Source organism: Conchiformibius steedae (genome assembly GCF_014054725.1).
In the GTDB taxonomy this organism is placed as follows: domain Bacteria; phylum Pseudomonadota; class Gammaproteobacteria; order Burkholderiales; family Neisseriaceae; genus Conchiformibius; species Conchiformibius steedae.
The window spans coordinates 1,764,892-1,788,363 of record NZ_CP059563.1; the positions used below are offsets into that span (position 1 = coordinate 1,764,892).

Annotated in this window: 19 protein-coding genes; 13 read left to right on the top strand and 6 right to left on the bottom strand. The window is 53.1% G+C overall.

Annotated features, from left to right (window positions below; all coding sequences use genetic code 11):
- Window positions 1-10 precede the first annotated feature (10 nt).
- From H3L98_RS09080 to mscL, 4 genes are all read left to right on the top strand, one after another.
- Window positions 11-778 carry an amino acid ABC transporter ATP-binding protein gene (locus H3L98_RS09080; protein WP_027021743.1) on the top strand — a complete coding sequence of 256 codons (768 nt, stop codon included), beginning with the start codon at window positions 11-13 and terminating at the stop codon, window positions 776-778.
- A gap of 72 nt (window positions 779-850) precedes the next feature.
- Entirely contained in the window at window positions 851-3,298 is a 2,448-nt protein-coding gene (gene lon, locus H3L98_RS09085; protein ID WP_027021744.1) for an endopeptidase La, read from the top strand.
- A 199-nt stretch (window positions 3,299-3,497) separates the two neighbouring features.
- Entirely contained in the window at window positions 3,498-3,821 is a 324-nt protein-coding gene (locus H3L98_RS09090) for an HU family DNA-binding protein (protein WP_027021745.1), read from the top strand.
- A 79-nt stretch (window positions 3,822-3,900) separates the two neighbouring features.
- Window positions 3,901-4,362 (top strand): large-conductance mechanosensitive channel protein MscL, encoded by a 462-nt coding sequence (mscL, locus tag H3L98_RS09095; RefSeq protein ID WP_027021746.1) that lies wholly within the window; start codon window positions 3,901-3,903, stop codon window positions 4,360-4,362.
- Between the two features lie 58 nt (window positions 4,363-4,420).
- Here the strand turns inward: mscL and H3L98_RS09100 are convergent, their stop codons facing one another.
- Window positions 4,421-4,966, bottom strand: a complete 546-nt coding sequence (locus tag H3L98_RS09100; protein WP_027021747.1) for a nitroreductase family protein — start codon at window positions 4,964-4,966, stop codon at window positions 4,421-4,423.
- 140 nt (window positions 4,967-5,106) lie between these two features.
- Window positions 5,107-7,161, bottom strand: a complete 2,055-nt coding sequence (ppk1, locus tag H3L98_RS09105) for a polyphosphate kinase 1 (RefSeq protein ID WP_027021748.1) — start codon at window positions 7,159-7,161, stop codon at window positions 5,107-5,109.
- Window positions 7,162-7,303: 142 nt separating this feature from the next.
- On the opposite strand from ppk1, the gene purL reads away from it, so the two are divergent.
- From purL to H3L98_RS09130, 5 genes are all read left to right on the top strand, one after another.
- Entirely contained in the window at window positions 7,304-11,266 is a 3,963-nt protein-coding gene (gene purL / locus H3L98_RS09110; protein WP_027021749.1) for a phosphoribosylformylglycinamidine synthase, read from the top strand.
- Between the two features lie 76 nt (window positions 11,267-11,342).
- On the top strand, window positions 11,343-12,266 hold the full coding sequence (locus tag H3L98_RS09115; RefSeq protein WP_034333127.1) for a tetratricopeptide repeat protein: 924 nt from the start codon (window positions 11,343-11,345) through the stop codon (window positions 12,264-12,266).
- Between the two features lie 40 nt (window positions 12,267-12,306).
- The gene (locus H3L98_RS09120) at window positions 12,307-12,903 is read left to right on the top strand and encodes a YqiA/YcfP family alpha/beta fold hydrolase (RefSeq protein ID WP_051532019.1); all 597 of its coding nucleotides are present in this window, start codon (window positions 12,307-12,309) and stop codon (window positions 12,901-12,903) included.
- Between the two features lie 143 nt (window positions 12,904-13,046).
- The gene (locus H3L98_RS09125) at window positions 13,047-13,583 is read left to right on the top strand and encodes a hypothetical protein (RefSeq protein WP_027021751.1); all 537 of its coding nucleotides are present in this window, start codon (window positions 13,047-13,049) and stop codon (window positions 13,581-13,583) included.
- A 106-nt stretch (window positions 13,584-13,689) separates the two neighbouring features.
- Window positions 13,690-14,313 (top strand): LysE/ArgO family amino acid transporter, encoded by a 624-nt coding sequence (locus tag H3L98_RS09130; protein ID WP_027021752.1) that lies wholly within the window; start codon window positions 13,690-13,692, stop codon window positions 14,311-14,313.
- A 103-nt stretch (window positions 14,314-14,416) separates the two neighbouring features.
- On the opposite strand, the gene xth is transcribed toward H3L98_RS09130, so the two are convergent.
- Genes xth through rfbB form a run of 4 tightly spaced genes read right to left on the bottom strand, consistent with a single transcriptional unit; the run spans window position 14,417 to window position 17,401 of the window.
- The gene (gene xth, locus H3L98_RS09135; protein WP_027021753.1) at window positions 14,417-15,184 is read right to left on the bottom strand and encodes an exodeoxyribonuclease III; all 768 of its coding nucleotides are present in this window, start codon (window positions 15,182-15,184) and stop codon (window positions 14,417-14,419) included.
- A 36-nt stretch (window positions 15,185-15,220) separates the two neighbouring features.
- Window positions 15,221-15,772 (bottom strand): RNA 2'-phosphotransferase, encoded by a 552-nt coding sequence (locus H3L98_RS09140; protein ID WP_027021754.1) that lies wholly within the window; start codon window positions 15,770-15,772, stop codon window positions 15,221-15,223.
- Window position 15,773: 1 nt separating this feature from the next.
- Window positions 15,774-16,340 (bottom strand): dCTP deaminase, encoded by a 567-nt coding sequence (gene dcd / locus H3L98_RS09145; RefSeq protein ID WP_027021755.1) that lies wholly within the window; start codon window positions 16,338-16,340, stop codon window positions 15,774-15,776.
- Between the two features lie 56 nt (window positions 16,341-16,396).
- Window positions 16,397-17,401: a dTDP-glucose 4,6-dehydratase gene (gene rfbB, locus H3L98_RS09150; protein ID WP_027021756.1), complete on the bottom strand. Its 1,005-nt coding sequence runs from the start codon at window positions 17,399-17,401 to the stop codon at window positions 16,397-16,399.
- An 88-nt stretch (window positions 17,402-17,489) separates the two neighbouring features.
- Between rfbB and recN the strand changes: the two genes are divergently transcribed.
- From recN to H3L98_RS09170, 4 genes are all read left to right on the top strand, one after another.
- Window positions 17,490-19,166 carry a DNA repair protein RecN gene (gene recN / locus H3L98_RS09155; protein WP_027021757.1) on the top strand — a complete coding sequence of 559 codons (1,677 nt, stop codon included), beginning with the start codon at window positions 17,490-17,492 and terminating at the stop codon, window positions 19,164-19,166.
- Window positions 19,163-19,729, top strand: coding sequence for a DUF1415 domain-containing protein (locus tag H3L98_RS09160; protein WP_027021758.1), 567 nt, complete (start codon window positions 19,163-19,165; stop codon window positions 19,727-19,729). Before recN ends, H3L98_RS09160 begins: the two co-directional genes overlap by 4 nt.
- A 125-nt stretch (window positions 19,730-19,854) precedes the next feature.
- Window positions 19,855-20,211: a YbaN family protein gene (locus H3L98_RS09165; protein ID WP_034333447.1), complete on the top strand. Its 357-nt coding sequence runs from the start codon at window positions 19,855-19,857 to the stop codon at window positions 20,209-20,211.
- Window positions 20,212-20,408: 197 nt separating this feature from the next.
- On the top strand, window positions 20,409-23,405 hold the full coding sequence (locus H3L98_RS09170) for a DNA translocase FtsK (RefSeq protein WP_027021760.1): 2,997 nt from the start codon (window positions 20,409-20,411) through the stop codon (window positions 23,403-23,405).
- Window positions 23,406-23,472: the final 67 nt, after the last annotated feature.

The window sequence follows — 23,472 nt, forward strand, 5'->3', positions numbered from 1 at the left end:
ATATGAAATCATGATTAAAATCCGCAATATCCATAAACGCTTTGGCACGCACAATATTTTAAACGGCATTGATTTAGACATCATCAAAGGACAAGTGGTGGTGATTTTAGGACCTTCAGGTTCAGGCAAAACCACTTTTTTGCGCTGCTTAAACGCATTGGAAGTGCCCGAACAGGGCAGCATCACATTTGAAGCCGAACCGCCGCTGCACATTGATTTTGCCCGCCTGCCCGACCAAAACGAAATCCTCGCCCTGCGCCGCCGTTCGGGCATGGTGTTTCAGCAATACAATCTGTTCCCTCACAAAACCGCTTTGGAAAACATTATGGAAGCGCCCGTACAGGTGCAGGGCAAACTGCCCGCCAAAGCCCGTTTGCAAGCCAGCGAGCTGTTGGAAAAAGTGGGCTTGGCAGACAAAGCCGATTTGTATCCCGAACAGCTTTCGGGCGGACAGCAGCAGCGTGTGGGCATTGCCCGCGCCCTTGCCCTGCAACCCGAACTGATGCTGTTTGACGAACCCACTTCCGCGCTGGACCCCGAACTGGTGCAGGAAGTGCTGAAAACCATGAAAGAACTCGCCAACGAAGGGCGCACCATGCTGGTGGTCACCCACGAAATCCAGTTTGCGCTGGACGTGGCAGACGTGGTGGTGGTAATGGACGAAGGCAAAATCGTGGAAAAAGGCTTTCCTGAAGATTTGTTCCGCGACCCGCAGCACGAGCGCACCCGCGCCTTTTTAAGCCGCATCGCCGTGCAACCGCCGCCGGCCGCTGCCTAAAGCACCCGTGCGCTTGAAATTGCCCCCACATACCCCCATGTGGGGTTTTATTATTTATCCCCAGAGATAGCCATGTCCCACACACATTCCGAATCCGCCGTACTGCCCACCCTGCCCCTGCGCGACATGGTGGTGTATCCCTATATGGTGCTGCCCCTGTTTGTCGGGCGCAGCAAATCCGTTGCCGCGCTGAACGCCGCTTCCGAAAACGGCACGCCCGTGTTTTTGCTGGCGCAGCAAAACGGCAGCGAAGAAGACCCCGCGCCCGCCGATTTGTACCGCATCGGTACCACCGCCAAAATCCTGCAAATCCTGCCCCTACCCGACAATACCATCAAAGTGCTGGTAGAAGGTCTGCAACGCGCCGAAGCAGCCGAAATTTGGGACAACGGCGACTTTTTTGAAAGCCGTATCCTGCCCGCCGAAGACGAATCCCAAGACTCTTCCGCCGCTGCCGAAGCCCTGCGCCGCACCCTGTTGGAACGTTTTGAGCAGTTTGCCAAACTGAATAAAAAAATCCCCAACGAAGTGGTGGCTTCCATTTTGGATATGGAAGAACACGGACGTTTGGCGGACACCATCGCCTCGCACCTGCAATTAAAACTGGCGCAGCGGCAAACCCTGCTGGAGCTGACCGATGTGGGCGAGCGCATGGAATACCTGCTGTTGCAGTTGGAATCCGAATTAGACATTATCCAAGTGGAAAAACGCATCCGTGGCAAAGTCAAACGCCAAATGGAAAAAAACCAGCGCGATTACTATTTGAACGAACAAATCAAAGTCATTCAAAAAGAATTGGGCGAAGAAGACGAGCGCGGCGAATTGGACGCTTTGGAGAAAAAAATCCAAGCTGCGGGCATGAGCGCGGAAGCCAAAGATAAAGCCCTGTCGGAGCTGAAAAAACTGAAAATGATGCCCGCCATGTCGTCTGAAGCCACCGTGGTGCGCAATTATATTGACACGCTGCTGGATTTACCGTGGAAAAAGAAAACCCGCGTCAGCAAAGACATTGTCAAAGCCGATTTGGTATTGAACGCCGACCATTACGGCTTGGAAAAAGTGAAAGAACGGATTTTGGAATACTTGGCAGTACAAAAACGCACCGACAAACTGAAAGGTCCGATTTTGTGCTTGGTGGGTCCACCGGGGGTCGGTAAAACCTCGCTGGGCGAATCCATTGCCAAAGCCACAGGGCGCAAATATGTACGCATGGCATTGGGCGGCGTGCGCGATGAAAGCGAAATCCGCGGTCACCGCCGCACCTATATCGCGTCCATGCCCGGTAAGGTATTGCAAAACATGATTAAAGTGGGGGTCAAAAACCCCTTATTCCTGTTAGACGAAATTGACAAATTGGGCAGTGATTTCCGTGGCGACCCCGCCGCTGCGTTGCTGGAAGTGCTGGACCCCGAACAAAACAGCGCCTTTGCCGACCATTTTGTTGAAGTGGATTTTGATTTGAGCGACGTGATGTTTATCGCCACGTCCAACAGCTTCAATATTCCGCCCGCGCTGCTGGACCGCATGGAAATCATCCGCCTGTCGGGTTACACCGAAGACGAAAAAATCAATATCGCCATGCAGTATCTGGTGCCCAAGCAGATGAAGCGCAACGGCGTAAAAGAAGGCGAACTGGCGGTGGACGAAAGCGCGGTGCGCGATATTGTGCGCTACTACACCCGTGAAGCGGGCGTACGTTCATTAGACCGCGAAATCGCCAAAATCTGCCGCAAAGCAGTGATGCAAAACGAACGTTCGGGCAAAAGCGCAGGCGGCAAAACCCCGTCATCACGCAGCCGCAAAGCCAAGACCTTAACGGTAAGCAGCAGCAATCTGCACGATTTTCTTGGCGTGCGCCGCTTTGACTACGGCGTGTCGGCTGGTGAAAACCGCATCGGTCAGGTAACGGGTTTGGCGTGGACGGAAGTGGGCGGCGAATTGCTGACCATTGAAGCCGTTGCGTTAAAAGGCAAAGGCAATATCGTCCGCACGGGCAAGCTGGGCGACGTGATGAAAGAATCCATCGCCGCCGCGTGGAGCGTGGTGCGCTCGCGTGCCGACAGCTTGGGCATTGCCGCCGATTTTTACGAAAAAAACGATATGCACATTCACGTCCCCGAAGGCGCAACCCCCAAAGACGGTCCCAGCGCGGGCATTGCTATGACCTTGGCAATGGTGTCTGCCTTAACGGGCATTCCTGTACGCGCCGACGTGGCGATGACGGGCGAAATCACTCTGCGCGGCGAAGTGCTGCCGATTGGCGGTTTGAAAGAAAAACTGCTGGCTGCGCTGCGCGGCGGCATCAAACACGTTTTGATTCCCAAAGACAACGTGAAAGATTTGGAAGAAATCCCGCAAAACGTGAAAGACGGTTTGCAGATTCACGCCGTGCAGTGGATTGACGAAGTGTTTGAGCGCGGTTTGGAGCGCCTGCCCGTTCCCACCACTTTGGATGACGCGCCTGCCGACAAACCCGTCAAATCCGTCCGCAAACGCAGTCCCAAAGCACAAGCCCACTAACTCCCTTCAAAACGGCATTTTTGTTGTATGATGCCATCAAACAGGGCGCAACGGCAAAAAAAACCGTTGCGCCCCAAATTTATGCTTGACACTGCTTTTTGCCGCTTGATATAAAGCCAAACTGTTGCATTACGCACCCCACACGCCCGTTTGACGGCGGGCATTTTCCATATTTTACCCCCATAGAAAGGGAATGATTATGAACAAATCAGAACTGATTGATGCCATCGCCCAAGAATCCGGTTTGAACAAAACCGATGCCGGAAAAGCACTGGACGCCTTTACCACCGTGGTGAAAAACACCCTGCAGCAAGGCGACACCATCACGCTGGTGGGCTTTGGTTCTTTCAGCGTGGCAGAACGCGCCGAGCGCCAAGGCTTAAACCCCAAAACCAAAGAACCGCTGACCATTCCCGCAGCGCGTGTGCCCAAATTCAAACCCGGCAAAGCCCTGAAAGATGCCCTGATGCCTGCCGAAAAACCCGCTAAAAAAGCCCCTGCCAAAAAAGCAGCGAAAAAATAAATCCCCGCACAGGCTGTCCGATACCGTTTTGACGGTATCGGACAGCAGCTTTTTTCAAAACATACGAAAGAAATAAAAAATGTCAATTAAAGAAGAATTTAAGGCATTTATCCTGCGCGGCAACGTGATTGATTTGGCGGTCGGCATGGTGGTGGGTACCGCGTTTTCAGGCATTGTCAAATCACTGGTGGACGATGTGATTATGCCGCCGCTGGGGCTGATTTTGGGCGGTGTGGATTTTTCCAACCTGTTTTTAACCTTAAGAGACGGCGCCAACCCGCCCGCCGACGGTTATGCCACCCTTGCCGCTGCCAAAGCAGGCGGTGCCGTTACCCTGAATATCGGCTTGTTTTTAAACACTGTAGTCAGCTTTTTAATTGTGGCAACTGCCATTTTCTTTGTGGTGAAACTGATTAACAAACTTAAAGAAGCTGCTTTGAAAAAAGAGAAAGAAGCAGCAGCGGCAGCCGAAGAAGCCCCGTCCGTCAGCGAAGAAATCCTGCTGCTGCGCGAAATCCGCGACAGCCTTGCCAAAAAATAAGCTGTTGCCCTAAAAAATCATCACGGCGCAACCCCAAAGGTTTGCGCCGTTTTTTTGCTTACCAATATTCGGCAAACTGCGCCGTATCGGTATTTTTCGGCATATCCACCACCGCAGGCGATGTGCCCACCATCATCAAACCAATGATTTTTTCCTGTTCCGTACAGGCAAACGCCTGCCGCAGCAAAGGCGAATGCACCCACATGCCCGAAATCCACACACTGTCAAAACCATGCGCTTTCGCTGCCAATTGAATGGCATACGCCGCACAACCCGCACTTAAATTCTGTTCCCATTCGGGTTTGCCCTTTTTGGGGCTGTAAATCACCGCCGCCACCGCAGGCGCCATTTTGCCTACCCGCTCTGCCTTGGCAATGGCTTCTGCCCCAAACGGCGACTGTTCCGCCGTATCACGCAAAATCTGCTGAAAACGCGCCATGCCCGCTGCGCTGTGTATTACCACAAAACGCCAAGGCGTTAAATGTCCGTGGTCAGGCACTTGCGTAGCAGCTTGTAAAATGGTGTCCCACTGCAATTCATCGGGCGCGGGCGCATTTAAAGTTTTGGTGGAACGGCGAGTGGTTAAAATATTTAAAATATCCATTGCTAAAAATAAAATCTGATGTGTGCAACGGGCGCAAGTGTAACGTTAATCAATATCATGAGTAAAGCGAAACCCACAAAAAAACAGGTACAAACGGATAGACCAACCGTTCACACCTGTTTTCTTAAAAATTCAATACTTTACAAACAGCCAAACTGCCGCAGCAGCGTTTCCTGCAAACCAATGCTTTCTTCACCCTCGCCCGCACGGATGCGGTGATAATTGCCCTCGCCGTCCATCTGCCATGCTTTCACATTGTCTGCCAACGCCAAAGTTAAACCTTCGCCAATCACGCGGGCTTTAAGCGCGGGCGTGGTAATCGGGGTAGCGGTTTCAATGCGGCTGAAAAAGTTGCGCCCCATCCAGTCCGCGCTGGAAATAAACACGTCTTCCGCACCATCGTTGAAAAAATAGTACACGCGGGCGTGTTCCAACAAACGCCCGATAATGGAACGCACGCGGATATTTTCCGACAATCCCGCCACTTGCGGGCGCAGGGCGCATGTGCCGCGCACAATCAAATCAATCTGCACCCCTGCGGCACTGGCGCGGTAAAGGGCGCGAATCACCTGCGGTTCAATCAGCGAATTCATTTTGGCGACAATTTTGGCGGGTTTGCCTGCTTGGGCGTGGGCGATTTCGCGGTCAATGCCATCCAACACCATTTTATGCAGGGTAAACGGGCTTTGATAGAGTTTTTTCAGGCGCGTTGCCTGTCCCAATCCCGTGATTTCCATAAATAAGGCATTCACATCACGGGTAATGTCCGCATCGGCAGTCAGCAAACCGAAATCGGTGTAAATGCGCGATGTGCCTTGATGGTAGTTGCCCGTGCCAAGATGGGCGTACTGTTTAAGTTTGCCGTCTTCGCGGCGCACCACCAATGCCATTTTGGCATGCACTTTGTAACCGAACACGCCGTAAACCACATGTGCGCCCGCGTCTTCCAAACGTTCCGCCCAACCCACATTATTGGCTTCGTCAAAACGCGCCATCAGCTCCACCACCACGGTAACCTGTTTGCCTGCCGATGCGGCTGCCATCAATGCTTTTGCCAATTCGGAATGCGTACCCGTGCGGTAAATGGTCATTTTAATGGCAACGACATCGGGGTCGTGCGCGGCATCGCGGATAAAACGCACCACAGGTTCAAATGATTGGTAGGGGTGATGCAGCAAAATATCTTCGCGGGCAATGCGGGCAAACAGATTGTCGTTTTTCTCGCTTTCCGACAGCCTTTGCGCGGCAACGGGCGGAAATTTCAATTCGGGGCGTTCCACCATATCGGGAACGGCGTTCAGGCGCACCAGATTCACAGGGCCATCTACCTGATACAGCTCGGCGCGGCTTAAGCGGAATTGGTCTAACAAAAAGCCGCTGACGTGTTCGGGGCAGGAATCCGCCACTTCCAAACGCACACCGTCGCCGTAATCGCGGTCGCGCAATTCGTTTTGAATGGCAGTACGCAGATTGCTTAAATCGTCTTCGTCCACCATCAGGGCGCTGTCGCGGGTTAAACGGAACTGGTAACAGCCCTTGATTTTCATACCGGGGAAGAGCTTATATACAAATTCGTGCAAAATGGACGATAAAAACACAAAACCGTCTGCACCGTCGCACAGCTCTTCAGGCAGTTTGACAATGCGCGGCAAAATGCGCGGCGCTTGCACAATGGCTTTGCCCGAAGCGCGTCCGAATGCGTCTTTTCCGTCCAGTTCTACCACAAAATTCAATGATTTGTTTAAGGGGCGCGGAAAGGGGTGCGACATATCCAAGCCGATGGGGGTCAGAACCGGCAGCAGTTCGCGGTTAAAATACTGCTCCACCCAACGGCGCTGCGCGGGGGTCCAACTGCTGCGGCGCGGGAAAAAGATGTTTTCGCGTTCCAATTCGGGCAGCAGCACTTCGTTAAACAAACGGTATTGCTCACGAATCAAATCACGCGCCTGCTCGCATACGCGGGCAACGGTTTCGGCGGGGGTGTGTCCCGAATCCAGCACCAAATCGGGATTTTGGCGTTGTTCGCGTTTTAAATACGCCACGCGCACTTCAAAAAATTCGTCCAAATTAGACGAAACAATGCACAAAAAGCGTAAGCGTTCCAGCAGGGGAACGGAAGGGTCTTCGGCTTGGGCAAGCACACGGCGGTTAAATGCAATCAGTCCCGATTCGCGGCACAGCAGGGTGTCGGACATGGCGGTATTCCTTTTCATTTGTAATCAATTGTTGGCAGATTATAGCGGATTTTCGGCGCGTGCGTTCAGCGGTAATGTGGCAGATGGCGTATAATCGCGCCACTTTTTCCTTGTTTTATCTTTTATCTTTGCGAGCGAAACCATGTCTGTTGTTTTGTCTTTGCGCGGCGCGTCCGCCCTATCTCCGTTCCGAATTGAAAAACTGCTGCAAAAAGCGCGTGCTGCGGGTTTGCCCGAAGCGGCGTTGCAGAGCGAATTTTGGTATTTTGTTGAAAGCGAAAACGCTTTGTCGGCAGACGATACCGCCAAGCTGCAAGCCTTGTTGGCAGGCGAAGCCGTGTCTGCGCCGGCAACGGCTGCCGACAAAACCCTGTTTTTGATTACCCCGCGCCTCGGTACGATTTCGCCGTGGGCAAGCAAAGCCACCGATATTGCCCGCAACTGTGGTTTGCAGGGCATTCAACGCATTGAACGCGCCACCGCGTTTTGGCTTTCAGGTAGCCTGAACGCGCAGCAGCAACAGCAATGGGCGGATTTGCTGCACGACCGCATGACCGAATCGGTATTAAAAGATTTTGCCGCAGCCGAACAACTGTTCGCCCATCCGCAGGCGCAAACCTTTGCTTCTATTGACTTGCTTGGCGGCGGTAAAGCCGCTTTGGAACGCGCCAACCGCGAATTGGGTTTGGCACTGTCGCCTGATGAAGTGGATTATCTATTAGACAATTACCAAAAACTGCAACGCAATCCCACCGATGTGGAACTGATGATGTTCGCCCAAGCCAACAGCGAACATTGCCGTCACAAAATTTTCAATGCCGATTTTATTTTAAACGGACAGGCACAGGAAAAATCGCTGTTCCGCATGATACGCGACACCCACGAAGCCGCGCCCGCAGGCACGGTGGTTGCCTATAAAGACAATGCGTCTGTGATTGAAGGCGCGCGCATCAAACGCTTTTATCCCGATGCCAACGGACATTACCGCTTTCATGAAGAAGACACCCATATTCTGATGAAAGTGGAAACCCACAACCACCCCACCGCCATTGCCCCGTTTGCGGGCGCGGCAACGGGTGCGGGCGGCGAAATCCGCGACGAAGGCGCAACAGGACGCGGCTCGCGCCCGAAAGCAGGTTTAACAGGCTTTACCGTGTCCAATCTGAACCTGCCCGATTTGCCCCAGCCGTGGGAACAGCCCTACGGCAAACCCGAACACATCGCTTCGCCTTTGGATATTATGATTGACGGTCCGATTGGTGGCGCAGCGTTTAACAACGAATTTGGTCGTCCCAATTTATTGGGCTATTTCCGCACCTTTGAAGCCGAACACGAAGGCAAAGTACGCGGTTATCACAAACCGATTATGATTGCAGGCGGTTTGGGCAATATCCAAGCGCAACAAACCCATAAACACGAAATCCCCGAAGGCGCATTGCTGATTCAACTCGGTGGACCGGGCATGCTGATTGGTTTGGGCGGCGGTGCAGCATCGTCTATGGACACAGGCAGCAACAGCGCCGATTTGGATTTTAATTCCGTACAGCGCGGCAACCCCGAAATCGAACGCCGCGCCCAAGAAGTGATTGACCGCTGCTGGCAAAAAGGCGCAGACAATCCCATTATCGCCATTCACGACGTGGGCGCAGGCGGTTTGTCCAACGCCTTTCCCGAACTGGTCAATGATGCGGGTCGCGGTGCCGTGTTTGCCCTGCGCGACGTGCCTTTAGAAGAACACGGCTTAAATCCCATGCAGATTTGGTGCAACGAAGCCCAAGAACGCTATGTTTTGTCCGTGCTGCCTGAAAACTTGGACGTATTCCGCGCCATTTGCGAACGCGAACGCTGCCCCTTTGCCGTAGTCGGTACTGCTACTGATGACGGACATTTGCAAGTGCGCGACGATTTGTTTGCCAACAAACCCGTGGATTTGCCCTTAAACGTCCTGCTGGGCAAACCCCCGAAAACCACCCGTCGTGACCAAACCGTAGCCACCGAACCCCGCGCCTTCCACGCCAACCAACGCGATTTAAGCGAATCCGCCTACCGCGTCTTGTCGCTGCCTGCCGTGGCTGCCAAACATTTCCTGATTACCATCGGCGACCGCAGCGTTGGCGGCATGACCCACCGCGACCAAATGGTGGGCGCGTATCAAACCCCCGTTGCCGACTGCGCCGTCACCCTGATGGGCTTTGACACCCATCGCGGCGAAGCCATGAGCATGGGCGAAAAACCCGCGCTTGCCCTGTTTGACGCACCCGCATCGGGGCGCATGTGCATCGGCGAAGCCATTACCAACATTGCCGCTACAAATATCGGCGACATCGGCAACATCAAACTTTCTGCCAACTGGATGGCAGCCTGCGGCGTGGCGGGCGAAGACGAAAAACTCTACCGCACCGTAGAAGCCGTTTCCCAAGCCTGTCAAGAACTGGGCATCAGCATTCCCGTCGGCAAAGACAGCCTGTCCATGAAAACCGTGTGGCAAGAAAACGGCGAACAAAAATCCGTTACCGCCCCTTTAAGCCTGATTATTTCCGCTTTCGCGCCCGTGCAGGATGTGCGTAAAACCGTTACCCCTGATTTTAAAGATGTTGAAGAAAGCGATTTATTGCTGATTGATTTAGGTTTTTGTAAAGCGCGAATGGGCGGTTCGGCATTAAGCCAAGTATGGAACGATTTCGGCGGCGAAGCCCCCGATATTGAACCTACCCATCTTAAAGCATTCTACAATGCCATTCAGAAATTGGTTCAAGAAGATAAATTATTGGCTTATCACGACCGTTCAGACGGCGGTTTATTTGCCACGTTGGCAGAAATGTCGTTTGCAGGGCAAAGTGGGTTAAATGTTGATTTAGAAGAGGTATTGAAAAAATATTTACCCATTCATCACCCTGAATTTAAAAATTATGCCGATTTTATCGAACAATGTAACGAAAGGGATTTAAGCGAGGAATTTGTTGAAGCTATTGCTGCCAATATCCTGTTTAATGAAGAATTAGGGGCAGTAATACAAGTTAAGTGTTCTGATTTGGCATATATTAAACAGGTATTTTCCGAATACGGTTTAGGCGATATGACTTTTGAAATCGGTACGCCCAATCCTACCGACCCTGAATTTAATCTGTTTAGCGGACAATATGTACTGTGTGGCGGATACCCTGCTTTACAACGTGTATGGCAACAAACCTCTTACCAAATCCAACGCCTGCGCGACAACCCCGCTTGCGCCGACAGCGAATTTGCCCTGATTGGCGATAAAAAAGCCCGTTTGTTTGCCGACATTCCGTTTGATGTTAAAGAAGATATTGCCGCGCCCTATCTTTCAGGCAGCCTGAAACCCAAAATCGCCGTCTTGCGCGAACAAGGCGTAAACGGACATTTGGAAATGGCAGCCGCCTTTACCCGTGCAGGCTTTGATGCCGTTGATGTCCATATGTCCGACCTGATGGCAGGGCGCGTGAAACTTGCCGATATGCACATGCTTGCCGCCTGCGGCGGTTTCAGCTATGGCGACGTACTCGGCGCAGGCGAAGGCTGGGCAAAATCCATCTTGTTCCACCCCGCCTTGCGCGACCAATTCGCCGAGTTTTTCGCCCGTCCCGACACGCTGACTTTGGGCGTGTGCAACGGCTGTCAAATGGTCAGCCACTTGGCGGAAATCATTCCCCACGCCCAAGCCTTCCCGCGCTTCCGCCGCAACGAAAGCGAACAGTTTGAAGCCCGTTTAAGCATGGTGCGCGTACCCCAATCGTCCAGCCTGATTTTGGCAGAAATGACGGGCGCGATGTTGCCTGTGGTGGTCAGCCACGGCGAAGGACGTGTCGATTTTAGCGCACATGGTGCATTAGACAAGGTTAATATCGCGCTGCAATATATTGATGGCACAGGCGAAGTCACCCAAGCCTATCCGCTCAACCCCAACGGTTCGCCGCAAGGCATCGCGGGCATCAGCAGCGCAGACGGGCGCGTAACCATTATGATGCCCCACCCCGAGCGCGTATTCCGCAGCGCACAAATGAGCTGGTGTCCCGACAACTGGAAAGACAGCGACACAAGTGCGTGGTACCGTTTATTTGCGGGGGCGCGTAAAGCATTAGGCTAACTTTTTCTCTGTTTGCCATCGTATTCCCTCTTCTGACTGAAGGGGGAATTTTTCAAACCATTGGGAAATATCAATTATGTTTACCAACAAACGTCAAACCAAAAAATTACACACGCAAGCCTACGCAGCGTTCAATCAGGGAGAATTGGCACAGGCTGCGGATTATTTTGCCAAATTGGTACAGATTGCCCCACATAACCCAGATTATCACTATATGCAGGGCTTGGTAGCGAAAAACCGCATGGATTGGCAAATGTCCCTGCATGCCAATTTACGCGCCATTGAACACGCCCCCGAATTTGACGAAGCCCATCATTGGAACGCAGCCATCGCCGCCACCGCTTTAAGCGATTGGCAAACCGCCAGAAAAATGTGGACTGCCTGCGGCATTCCCCTACCCGAGCAAGAAGGCGAAATTAACGGCAGATTCGGCATCGCCGTGGTGCGCCTCAACCCTTGGGAACAGGGCGAATGCGTGTATGTGCGCCGCATTGACCCCGTACGGGCAGTGATTTTAAATGTGCCGTTTCCCGAAAGCGGTTGGCAGTTGGGCGACATTGTGCTGCATGATGGCGCACCCACAGGCACACGCCAAGACCAGCAAGGCAATACCTTTAGCGTATTCAATGCCCTCATGCGTTGGCAAGCATCCGATTTGCTGACATTTACCGCTTTTGTATCCTGCGACAGCACGCAAGACATCGCAGATTTGCAGCAGGCACTGGACGAACACGGATTATACGGCGAAGATTGGACAGAAAGCGTGCATGTCTTGTGTTTACGGTGCAGTTACGGTAGTCCGCACAGCCACGCCCATCAGCCCGTTCAATCATCATGGCAACACGAGCGCAGCATCGGCATTGGCGCACCCCAGCGGCATCTGGTGGAAAATATTTTAAAATCATGGCAAAGTGCTGCACCCAAGCGCAGTATTTTGGATATCTGCCAACAAACTTATCCCCTACCCCAACGGCAAGACGGAAAAGTGTGGTGGGAATAAACCATTATCCTGATTATTTTCAATAAAAAGAGAGTGCAAAATGGACAAAAACATCAGACTGATTTATTTACACGGCTTGGGTGGTTTGCCCAATGGCGAAAAAGGCAAACAACTGCACAATTATTGCCAGATGTTTTACCCCAATGTGCGCGTGTTGCGCCCCGATTTAAACCTGCCGCCGCCGCAAGCGATGGATTTATTAGACGGTTTAATGGCAGAACCCACACCTGCCGTGGTCATGGGCTTGTCTTTAGGCGGTTTTTTTGCCTTAAAAATGCACGAACGCTATGGCTGTCCGACTGTCTTACTCAATCCCAGTGTCCACCCCCATCAATCGCTCTTGCGTTTTTTTCCGCAAGATAATCCCCAGCCCAATGATGTTGGATACACGACAGAAGGCGGTTGGCAAGTCAAATGGTCGGATATCCAATGGTTTGCCGACAATCCTGCGCCGCCGCCACAACACCCTGAACGCTGTTTGCTGCTGGTACAAACAGGCGATACACGCTTGAACTACCGCGAAGCGGTGGCGCATTGCACAGGTGTTCATCAAATAATTGAAGAAGGCGGCGACCACCGCATCAGTAATTTTCCCGACAAAATGCCGCAGCTTTTGGCTTTTTTATTAGCTGGATAAACAATGATGGTTTAAGTCAAAGCACTGCACAATCCTAACTTACTGAATAGTATATTCATTAAATTTTTAAATTAATATTGACAATTCAAAAAAAAAAAAAACAATATACTTGCTTTCTTTAACCCAACTTTACGGAGCACAGTATGAAAGCAAAATTTTTCGCCGCCATTTTGGTATCAGTATGGGCAGGGGGCGTAGTGGCGACACCGCCCAAAACCGCCAAACCGATTCCGGAAGCATTCCACGGCACATGGGTAGGCGGGTATATTGCCGGAAAACCTTTGACTGAAAAGCAAATTGCTATGGAATGTTCCGATAAATATGAGAGTGAGGGGGGCGTGGCAGATGTGGATTATATTGATTATGATAAATATTATAAAAACAACACTAAATTTCAAAGCCTCTCAATCTTTATTGATTCCGAAAAAATAAGTGCAGCGGAAGTCAGCTATGATGTAATGCATGTTATGGGTTGGGAGGAGTATCCTATAAAGTACAGCAGATATACGGAAAACCATATCCAAGGCATCATTGAGATACCTGCTGATGAGGAAGATGGTCCCATTGTTGAAACTGGCAGTAAAGATAAATTTAATTATCGGGTTGATGGTGATAAATTATACCTTCTTAATAAGAAAGGTTTTCCTAAAAAATTTGTTTTAACCCGTTGCCCTAATTAAAAGTTCAGTTTACACCAGCAGTAGCTTGGGTTGAAACGACAACACCAACCCAAGCTCACCACCGCATCAGACGCCACAACCGCCACCGGCAAAATAAAGGGACAAAATGTCTGTATTTATTAAAGGACTGCTCACATCCGCAGGGCTGATTATGGCAATCGGCAGCCAAAATGCCTTTGTGCTGAAAAACGGCTTGCAGAAAAACCATGTTTTGCTGATTTGTGCCATTTGTTTTTTCTGCGATTTTTGCCTGATGAGTTTGGGCGTGTTGGGTATGGGCTCGGCACTGGCAGGCAAGCCTGCATTGATTAGTGCATTTGCCCTGTTTGGCGGGGTGTTTTTAAGTGTTTACGGCGGTTTGTCGTTTAAAAAAGCCTTTTTTCAAAACCATATTTTGGAAGCAGACAAAAGCTCAAACACCCACAGCCGCAAAGCGGCGGTATTCGGCACATTGGCGGTTACCCTGCTCAATCCGCATGTTTATTTAGACACGGTGGTGTTAATCGGCAGCATTGCCGGTACGCTGACGGCAGCAGAAAAAGTGCGGTTTTTGGCGGGGGCGTTGCTGGCATCTTTTGTGTGGTTTTTTGCTTTGGGACTGGGGGCGCAGCTGCTGCAGCCTTTATTCCGCCAAGCGCGTGCATGGAAAATATTGGAATGTGTTATCGGCTGCGTGATGTGGTGGATTGCCTTCGGCTTATTCCGTTTTGCTTATCTCAATGGTTTTTAAAAATATCCATACAGCCATTTCCACCTTGTTCAAACACACCGAAAATCACACTCCCCACCAAACAGGGCTTGATGGGGAGTGAAGCAGTTTTATAAATCATAAATTATTGAAATACCGCACAAACAGGCGCATGGTCGCTGGGGCGTTCTTGGGCGCGGGTGTCGGTATCCACTTGCACGTCTTGCAGTTTTTCTGTCAGGGCTGCGCTTAATAAAATATGGTCAATCCGCAGTCCCAAGCCTTTTTGGAACATCGCGCCGCGGTAATCCCACCAAGTATAATGTGCGCCCTGCGGGTGGATATGGCGCAGGGCATCGGTCAAACCCAAATCCAACAGCGCAGTAAACCATTGGCGTTCTTCGTCTGAACAATGGATTTTGCCGCGCCATTTTTCGGCATCGTACACATCGGCATCGGCAGGGGCAATATTAAAATCGCCCAACAACACCAGCTGCGGATACTGCGCCATTTGCGCCCGCACAAATTCGCTTAGTGCGGCAAACCATTGGCGTTTATAGTCAAATTTGGGGCTATCCAGTGCTTCGCCGTTTACGCAATACACATTAATCACGCGCACGCCGTTAATGGTGGCGGCAATCACGCGCCGTTGCGGGTCGTCAGGCAGCGCGGGCAAGCCCAAATGCACGTCTTGCAGCGGCGCACGGCTGATGATGGCAACGCCGTTATAAGTTTTTTGTCCGCTCCATTCGGCGTGCCAGCCGCTCAAACGGAAAGCAGCGGCGGGAAATTTGTCCTGCTCCAGCTTCAGTTCCTGCAACACCAGCACATCAGGCTGATGTTGTGCCAACCACGCGCTCACCTGCGGCAAACGCACATTAAGGGAATTGACGTTCCAAGTAGCTATTTTCATGAATTTAATCTTTTTAATTGCTAATCGTTAATTTGTTTATTCGGGCGGAAACTGCAAAAAAGACGGCGGAACGTGTTCGGTCAGCCATACGCCGTTGTCGCTGATATAAAACGGCAAACCCGCAGCGTGCATTGCCTGTGCGCGTACTTTCAACACCACCGCTTTGCCGTGGCGTTGTCCTACCTGCCGTGCTGTTTCGGCATCGGGCGACAAATGCACATGATGACGGCTGCCCGCCAACAAGCCCTGTTCCCGAATCGGTGCGAGAAAATCCTGCGCCGTGCCGTGATACAGCCATTCGGGGGGTTCGGCAGGCGTGTGTTGCAGCGACACCTGCGCGGTGGAATGCCCTTGCGCGGCGCGGATGCGCGTTCCGCACGGCGACACGGTAAAACGTTTTTTACTGTTTTCCGCCACCACTTGCCGTAATTGCGCATGGCTGATGATGCGCCCGTGCGCCGCCGCCTGTTGCAACAACGTGTCTATTTCCACCCAACCCTCGCTGTCCAGCGTAATATCAATGGCTTCGGGGTGATGGCGCAAAATATAGCTTAAAAATTTACTGATGGCTTTTAATGGTTTATCCATACTACGTTTTCGGCAGGGTAACGCCTGTTTGACCCATGTATTTGCCGTTACGGTCTTTATACGAGGTTTCGCAGACTTCATCGCTTTCAAAAAACAGCACCTGCGCCACGCCTTCGCCTGCGTAAATTTTGGCGGGCAGCGGTGTGGTGTTGGAAAATTCCAACGTGACAAAACCTTCCCATTCGGGTTCAAACGGGGTAACGTTGACGATAATGCCGCAGCGGGCGTAAGTAGATTTGCCCAAACACACGGTTAAGACATTGCGCGGAATGCGGAAATATTCCACCGTACGCGCCAAGGCAAACGAATTGGGCGGAATAATGCAAAAATCATCTTCCACGGTAACAAAATTGCGCGTATCAAAGTTTTTCGGGTCAACAATGGTGCTGTTGATATTGGTAAAAATTTTGAATTCGTTGGCGCAACGGATGTCGTAGCCATAGCTGGACGTGCCGTAGGAAATGATTTTTTGTCCGTTTAGTTCTTTGATTTGCTGCGGTTCAAACGGTTCTATCATGCCGTGCTGTTCGCTCATTTGGCGTATCCAGCGGTCAGATTTGATGCTCATGGGGTGTCCTGTGCGGCGCAATCGGTTTCGCGCCAAATCAAAAGGGCGATTTTATGCTAAACGCTACGGTGTGCCAAATACCATGCCACGGTGTCGCGCAAACCACGTTCAAAATCCCATTGTGGCTGCCAAGCCAATTCGCGGCGGATTTTGGCGGTGTCTAGCGCGTAACGGCGGTCGTGTCCGAGACGGTCGGTAACGTGGCGGATTTGTGTGCTGTAGGATACGCCGTCGGCGCGGGGCGATTGTGCGTCCAATAGGGCGCAAATGCGGTGGACGGTGTGCAAATTGCTGTGTTCCTGTCCGCCGCCGATGTGGTAACAATCGCCCTCGCGCCCGTGTGCCAACACACTGTACAGGGCGCGGACGTGGTCTTCTACATACAGCCAATCGCGGCGTTGTGCGCCGTCGCCGTACACGGGCAAATCTTGTCCTGCTAGGGCGCGGGTAATCATCAGCGGAATCAGTTTTTCGGGGTGCTGGTATGCGCCGTAGTTGTTGCTGCTGCGGCTAATCAGTACGGGCAGTCCGTAGGTGCGCCGCCATGCGCTGACAAAATGGTCGGCGGCGGCTTTGGATGCGGCATAGGGGCTGTTGGGGGCGCAGGGGGCGGATTCCTGCCACGGTGCGGCGTGGGCGGGCAAATCACCATACACTTCATCGGTGGAAACCTGATGAAAACGAAAGGTTTGCCGTTGCGCGGCGGAAAGGCTTTGCCAATAGGCAGTCGCCGCTTGCAGCAGCGTAAACGTGCCGTTGATATTGGTGCGGACAAAATCATCGGGGTAAGCGATGGCGCGGTCCACATGGCTTTCCGCCGCCAAGTGCATCACCGCATCGGGACGGTATTCGGCAAATACCCGCGCCAATGCGCCGCTGTCGCACACATCGGCACGCACAAAAGCATAACGCTGATGCCCCTGTACGCTGTCTAACGCCTGCGGATGCGCCGCGTAAGTGAGTTTGTCGAGATTCAGTACATGATGTTCGGTGTGCGCCAACAGGTAACGCACCAGCGCCGAACCGATAAATCCCGCCCCACCTGTAATCAGAATCTTCACCCTAAAATATCCTTATCTGCTGGAAACAGGCGCGGCATTGTACGCCAACTTTGCTATAATCCGCTTCTTTTTATCCCCGCCCTGCGTCATGCTTTTAAGCCTTTCTTTGCACAATTTTGTTTTGGTTGAACAGCTGCACCTAAACTTTGAATCGGGTTTTACCGTACTCACAGGCGAAACGGGCGCGGGCAAATCGGTTACTTTAGACGCGCTCACACTGCTATTGGGCGGAAAAGCCGATTTCGGACAAATCCGCCACGGTGCCAGCGAAGCGCGGCTGTCTGCCTTGTTTGACATCAGCGAGCAAACCTCACTGCAGGCACAATTGCGCGAACAAGGCTTATTAGACGAACACGCCAGCGAACTGGCCTTGCACCGCATCATTGATGCCAAAGGCAAAAGCCGCAGCTTTATCAATGGTCATGCCGCCACCCTCGCCCAACTCAAACACATTGGCAGCGGCTTGATTGATATTCACGGGCAACACGCCAACCACTCACTCAACCACGAAGCCGCCCAACGGCAGTTATTAGACGAATTTGCAGGACATAGCGAACTGCTGGCAGACACCCGCCGTCTGTATCAGGTTTGGCAACAGGCGCAACAGGCTTGGCAACAGGCACAAACCCGCGCCGAACAGCTTGCCCTAGAACGTGAACGGCTGGAATGGCAGGCAAGCGAATTAGACAAACTGTCAGTACAGGCAGGCGAATGGGAAAGCGTGAATTTAAGCCACGACCGCTTGGCACACGCCGCAGGTTTGCTAGAAGCGGCGGAACACGCACAGGACATCATCGGCGGCGAACAGGGCGTACAACACCTGATTGCCCGTTGCAGCAAAATCCTCACGCCTTTGGCGCATATTGAACCGCGTTTTGCCGAATGTTTGGATATTTTGGCGGCGGTGGAAGCCGAAGCAGGGGAAATTTTAAGCGCATTGGGCGATGTGTCGGCGCAGGTGGAACTCAATCCCGCCGAATTAGCCGCGCAGGAAGAACGCATCGCCCAAATCATTGCCCTTGCCCGCAAATACCGCAGCGAACCCGAACATTTACACGAAAAACACCAAAAAATCCTGAACGAACTGGCGCAGTTGGAAGCCGCAGCCGATACCGAAACTTTAGCACGTCAAAGTGCCGAAGCCGAAGCCGCCTACCGTGCCCGCGCAGAGCAGCTTTCGCACAGCCGCGCCGAAGCCGCACAGCGTTTAAGCAGTTTAACTGCCAATACCTTGCAAGAGCTGGCATTAGCGGGGGCGCGTTTTCAGATTGAATTATCGCCTGCTGCGCCCGCTGCACACGGTTTGGAGCAGGTGCGTTTTTTAGTATCGGTAAACAAAGGCACGCCGCTGCGCCCTTTGGCAAAAGCCGCTTCAGGGGGCGAGTTGGCGCGTATCGGTTTGGCATTGCAAAGCGCGGTGGGACAATGCGCCCGTATTCCCACCCTGATTTTTGACGAAGTAGATACAGGCATTGGCGGCGGTACGGCAGAAACGGTAGGGCGTTTGTTGCGCCATTTGGGTACGCGCCATCAGGTGTTAGCGGTAACGCACCTGCCGCAAGTCGCTGCTTACGGCGCACAGCATTGGCGCGTGTCCAAATACAGCGATAAGGGTCAGACATTCAGCCGTATTGATGTATTGGACGCGCACACCCGCACCGATGAAATCGCGCGTATGCTCGGCGGTGAAACCCTTACCGACACCACGCGCCGCCATGCCGCCGAAATGCTCGCCGTTTGCCTGCCCGAAAGTAACGCATCATGATGCCCGACAACGACACCATTATCGCCCACACCCGCCAATGGCTGGAAAAAGCCGTTATCGGATTGAATTTATGCCCGTTTGCCAAAGCACCCTATGTCAAAGGACAGGTACGCATTGCCGTGTGTCGCGCCAAGCATTTGGACGGACTGCTCACCGATTTGGATACGGAATTGCAATTGTTGCTCAACACGCCCGCCGAAACCGTGGAAACCACTTTGCTGGTAATAGCGGGTTTGTATGAAGATTTTTTGGCGTTTAACGATATGTTGGACATGGCGGAAGCGGCGTTGGCAGACAACCATGCCGAAGGTGTGATTCAAATTGCGCCGTTTCACCCCGATTTTTATTTTGAAGACACTGCACCCACCGACATCGGCAACCGCACCAACCAGTCACCCTACCCCACGCTGCACTTAATCCGCGAAAGCAGCATAGACAAGGCAGTGGCGGCGTTTCCCGATGCCGAAGCAATATTCGGGCGCAATATCGCGCTGTTGGAAAGCATGGGGCAAGCAGGTTGGGACGCGCTGAACATTCCCTATCCCCATCAATCAAAAGGATAAGCAATATGGATAAAATACAACAGTTTTTGCAATCGCCTTATGCTTGGTGGGTACCGGGGATTTTATTGGGTGCGCCGCTGATTTTGGGGATTTTTCTGCCGCAAAGCCGTTTGCGCCGTGCGGCGATTAACAGTGTGTTGTGGCTGTGTGGCGGTTTGTCGCTGCTGTTGGGCATTATCGGGATTTTTCTGCCGCTGCTGCCGACTGTGCCGTTTATTTTGCTGACGGCTGCCTGCTGGGGACGGGCTTCGCCGCGTTTTCATGCGTGGCTACATCGCCATCCGTATTTTGGTCCGATGGTGCGCAATTGGGAACAACGCCGCGCCATTCCGCGCCGCGCCAAATATCTGGCTTGGACGATGATGACGATATCGTGCTTGATGCTGTTTTACCGTTTGCCGCAATATTGGTGGGTGGGTGTGGCGGTGTCGTGCGTGTGTTTGGCAGTAGGGCTGTGGATGGCAAAACGCCCCGATGCCTGAAGCAAATTTCCCACACTTATCCCCCGCTGCCAAGGCGTTTTTTCGCCGCGCCCGTTCAGTTTCACGGCGAAACACGGTAAAATACACGGTATTTTCAACCCCAACCCCTTACGGCACAACCGCCGGCACCCTGCGCGCCGGCTGTTTTTCGCATTAAGGTAGCAATCGGAACGCAACCGCCCGGAGCTTGTTTTTTTATGTGGATTTTTCTTCTGATGATACTGATTTCGGCAGTGGTATTTGCTGTGCTGTGGTGGCTGTATGTCCGTCAGGAACGCGACTGGCAACAAGAACTTGCCGCCTACCGCCAACAAAACGGCAACCCTGTTGCGCCCGCCGCGCCCGAATACGGCATGCCGTCCGAAGAAACGGAAGCCGCCGAACTGCCGCCTGCGCCACCCGTTGCGCCCGAACCCGAACCCGCCGCCGCGCCCGACCCGCTGTTGGACGCGCCGCGCCGCCCTGTGCGTTTGCCCTTGCCCAAGCCCGTTTCCGAAGCCGAAGCCCGTCAGGCAGCACCCAAACAGCCCGACCCCGACACCATGCCCGAATGGGAACGCAGCCTTAACGCCCTGCAAAGCCACGCCGAGCGTTTGCCGCGCTACACCAACCGTAAGCCCGCACCCAAGCCCTTGGAGCATCTGCATCAGGCACAAGCCCCTGCCGAGCCTGCGCCCGCGCCTGCCGAAACCCGTCCCGAAAGCAACCCCATTCCCTTTCAGCTGTTAGAGCCTGCCGAGCAAGAATCCCCTGAAATCATCACTTTGGAAGAAGCCACCCGCAATCTCAATCACGGTAGCCACCACAGTGACGACAGCCCCGTTGCCCCTGCTGAAAAAACCATTCTGCCCCCGCCCACTGCACTGACCAAACCCGATTTGGAAGTGATTACGCTGGAAGAAGCCCTGCGCCCGCGCCACGAAGAAGCCGTTGCCCCGCCGCCGCCCCTGCCCGTTCCCCCACTGGAGGGCGAGGAAATCGGCTTGGACGACATCATGGAATCCGTGCGCGAACGCACCCTGTCTGCCGCCGTACCTGCCGCAGCCACAGCCCCCGCACAACCTGCCGAAGAAATGGAAACCATCGGCATGGACGAAATCCGCGCCAGCCTGATGCGCCAGCGTCAAGCCCGTCACCATCAGCAAATGGCAGAAAGCCCCACCGATTCACTCAGCATTATCCGCGAAGACGAAGTGCTGGCGAATTTGGCGCACACCGATTCGCCCATCAACCGCCGCCGCAAAGCCAACCGCAACGCCCCGCCGCCGCCCGTGGACACCGCGTCCCCTTTCCGCCGCAGCGAAGCAAAAGTCGCCCAAACCAAAAAATCCCCCAACACCACACGGCCCACACACGCAGCACCCGCCGCCCACACAGAACAGGAGTCCGATGCTGCCCCCGCTGCATCGGATGACCCAGCGACGCAGAAAACGGCTAAAAAAATCCCCGTTCACCGCCGCTTTGAAGGGCGTCCTGCCCCCGCTTTACCCGATATTGAAATCAAAGCCCCGCCGATTGTCGAGCAGCCCATGAACTTCCCCGAACCGCTGCTGCCCGATTTTGATTTTTCCAACAACACCGTACACGACTGGTCTTCCGTATCCGGTCCTGTGCGCGACATCGTGTCCGTGCCAAGCGCCCCACCACCCCCACCCCCACCCGCAGCGGCTGACGACAGCGAAGACACCCCTTATCCCCTGCATGAAGAAGACGGCGACAGCGTCCTGCTGCCGCCGCTGGAACTTTTATTGCCCCCGCAATACAATATTGATGCCGTTCAAACAGACGAACAATTACTGGAAAACGGCATCACCATTGAAGAAAAACTCGCCGAATTCCGCGTAAAAGTCAAAGTAATTGATGCCGTAGCAGGACCCGTGATTACCCGTTACGAAATTGAACCCGATGTGGGTGTGCGCGGCAGTTCCGTGATGAATTTGGAAAAAGATTTGGCGCGTTCACTCGGCATGGCATCTATCCGCGTATTGGAAACCATTCCGGGCAAAAACTGCATGGGCATTGAGTTGCCCAATCCGCAACGGCAAATGATACGCTTGAGCGAAATTTTCAATTCGCCCGAATTTTCACGCAGCCCGTCCAAACTTACCCTCGCTTTGGGACACGACATCACAGGCGCACCCGTGGTAACCGACTTGGCATCTGCCCCGCATCTGCTGGTGGCGGGGACAACGGGTTCGGGCAAATCCGTGGGCATCAACAGCATGATTTTATCCATGTTGTTTAAAGCCGCGCCCGAAGACGTACGCCTGATTATGATTGACCCGAAAATGCTGGAACTTTCGGTTTATGAAGGCATTCCCCATTTGCTTGCCCCCGTGGTAACCGACATGAAACTCGCCGCCAATGCCCTTAACTGGTGCGTGGGCGAAATGGAAAAACGTTACCGCCTGATGTCGCATCTGGGCGTACGCAACCTGTCGGGCTACAACACCGCGCTTGCCGAAGCCGCTGCGCGTGGCGAACGCATCGCCAACCCCTTCAGTCTGAATCCGGACGAACCCGAACCCTTGGAAAAACTGCCCTTTATCGTGGTGGTGGTGGACGAGTTCGCCGACCTGATGATGACTGCAGGCAAAAAAATTGAAGAACTGATTGCCCGTCTCGCCCAAAAAGCCCGCGCCGCAGGCATACACCTGATTTTAGCCACCCAACGCCCCAGCGTAGATGTGATTACAGGCTTGATTAAAGCCAATATTCCCACCCGCATTGCCTTTCAAGTACCCAGCAAAACCGACAGCCGCACCATTTTGGACCAAATGGGCGCAGAAAACCTGCTCGGTCAGGGCGATATGCTGTTTTTACGCGCAGGCAACAGCCATTTGCTGCGCATACACGGCGCGTTTGTTGCCGATAGCGAAGTGCATCATGTAGTGGAATATTTAAAACAAACGGGCGAACCCAATTATATTGACGACATTTTATTGCCCGAAAGCAGCGGCGAACTGCCCTTTGGCGGCACAGGCGGCGACGAGCGCGACCCCCTGTTTGACAAAGCCGTAGAAACCGTTTTACGCACCCAAAAACCCACGATTTCCTCTATTCAACGCCATTTGCGTATCGGCTACAACAAAGCCGCCACCTTGGTAGAACAAATGGAAGCCGAAGGCATTTTGTCGCCCGCCGACCACACGGGCAAACGCACCATTTTGGCGCGGCGCGACAATAGCGAATAATTTTATCCCACCTGTTCAACGCTTTCCCAATCGCAAGGGAAAGCGTTGAACCCATTATCAGGCAAAC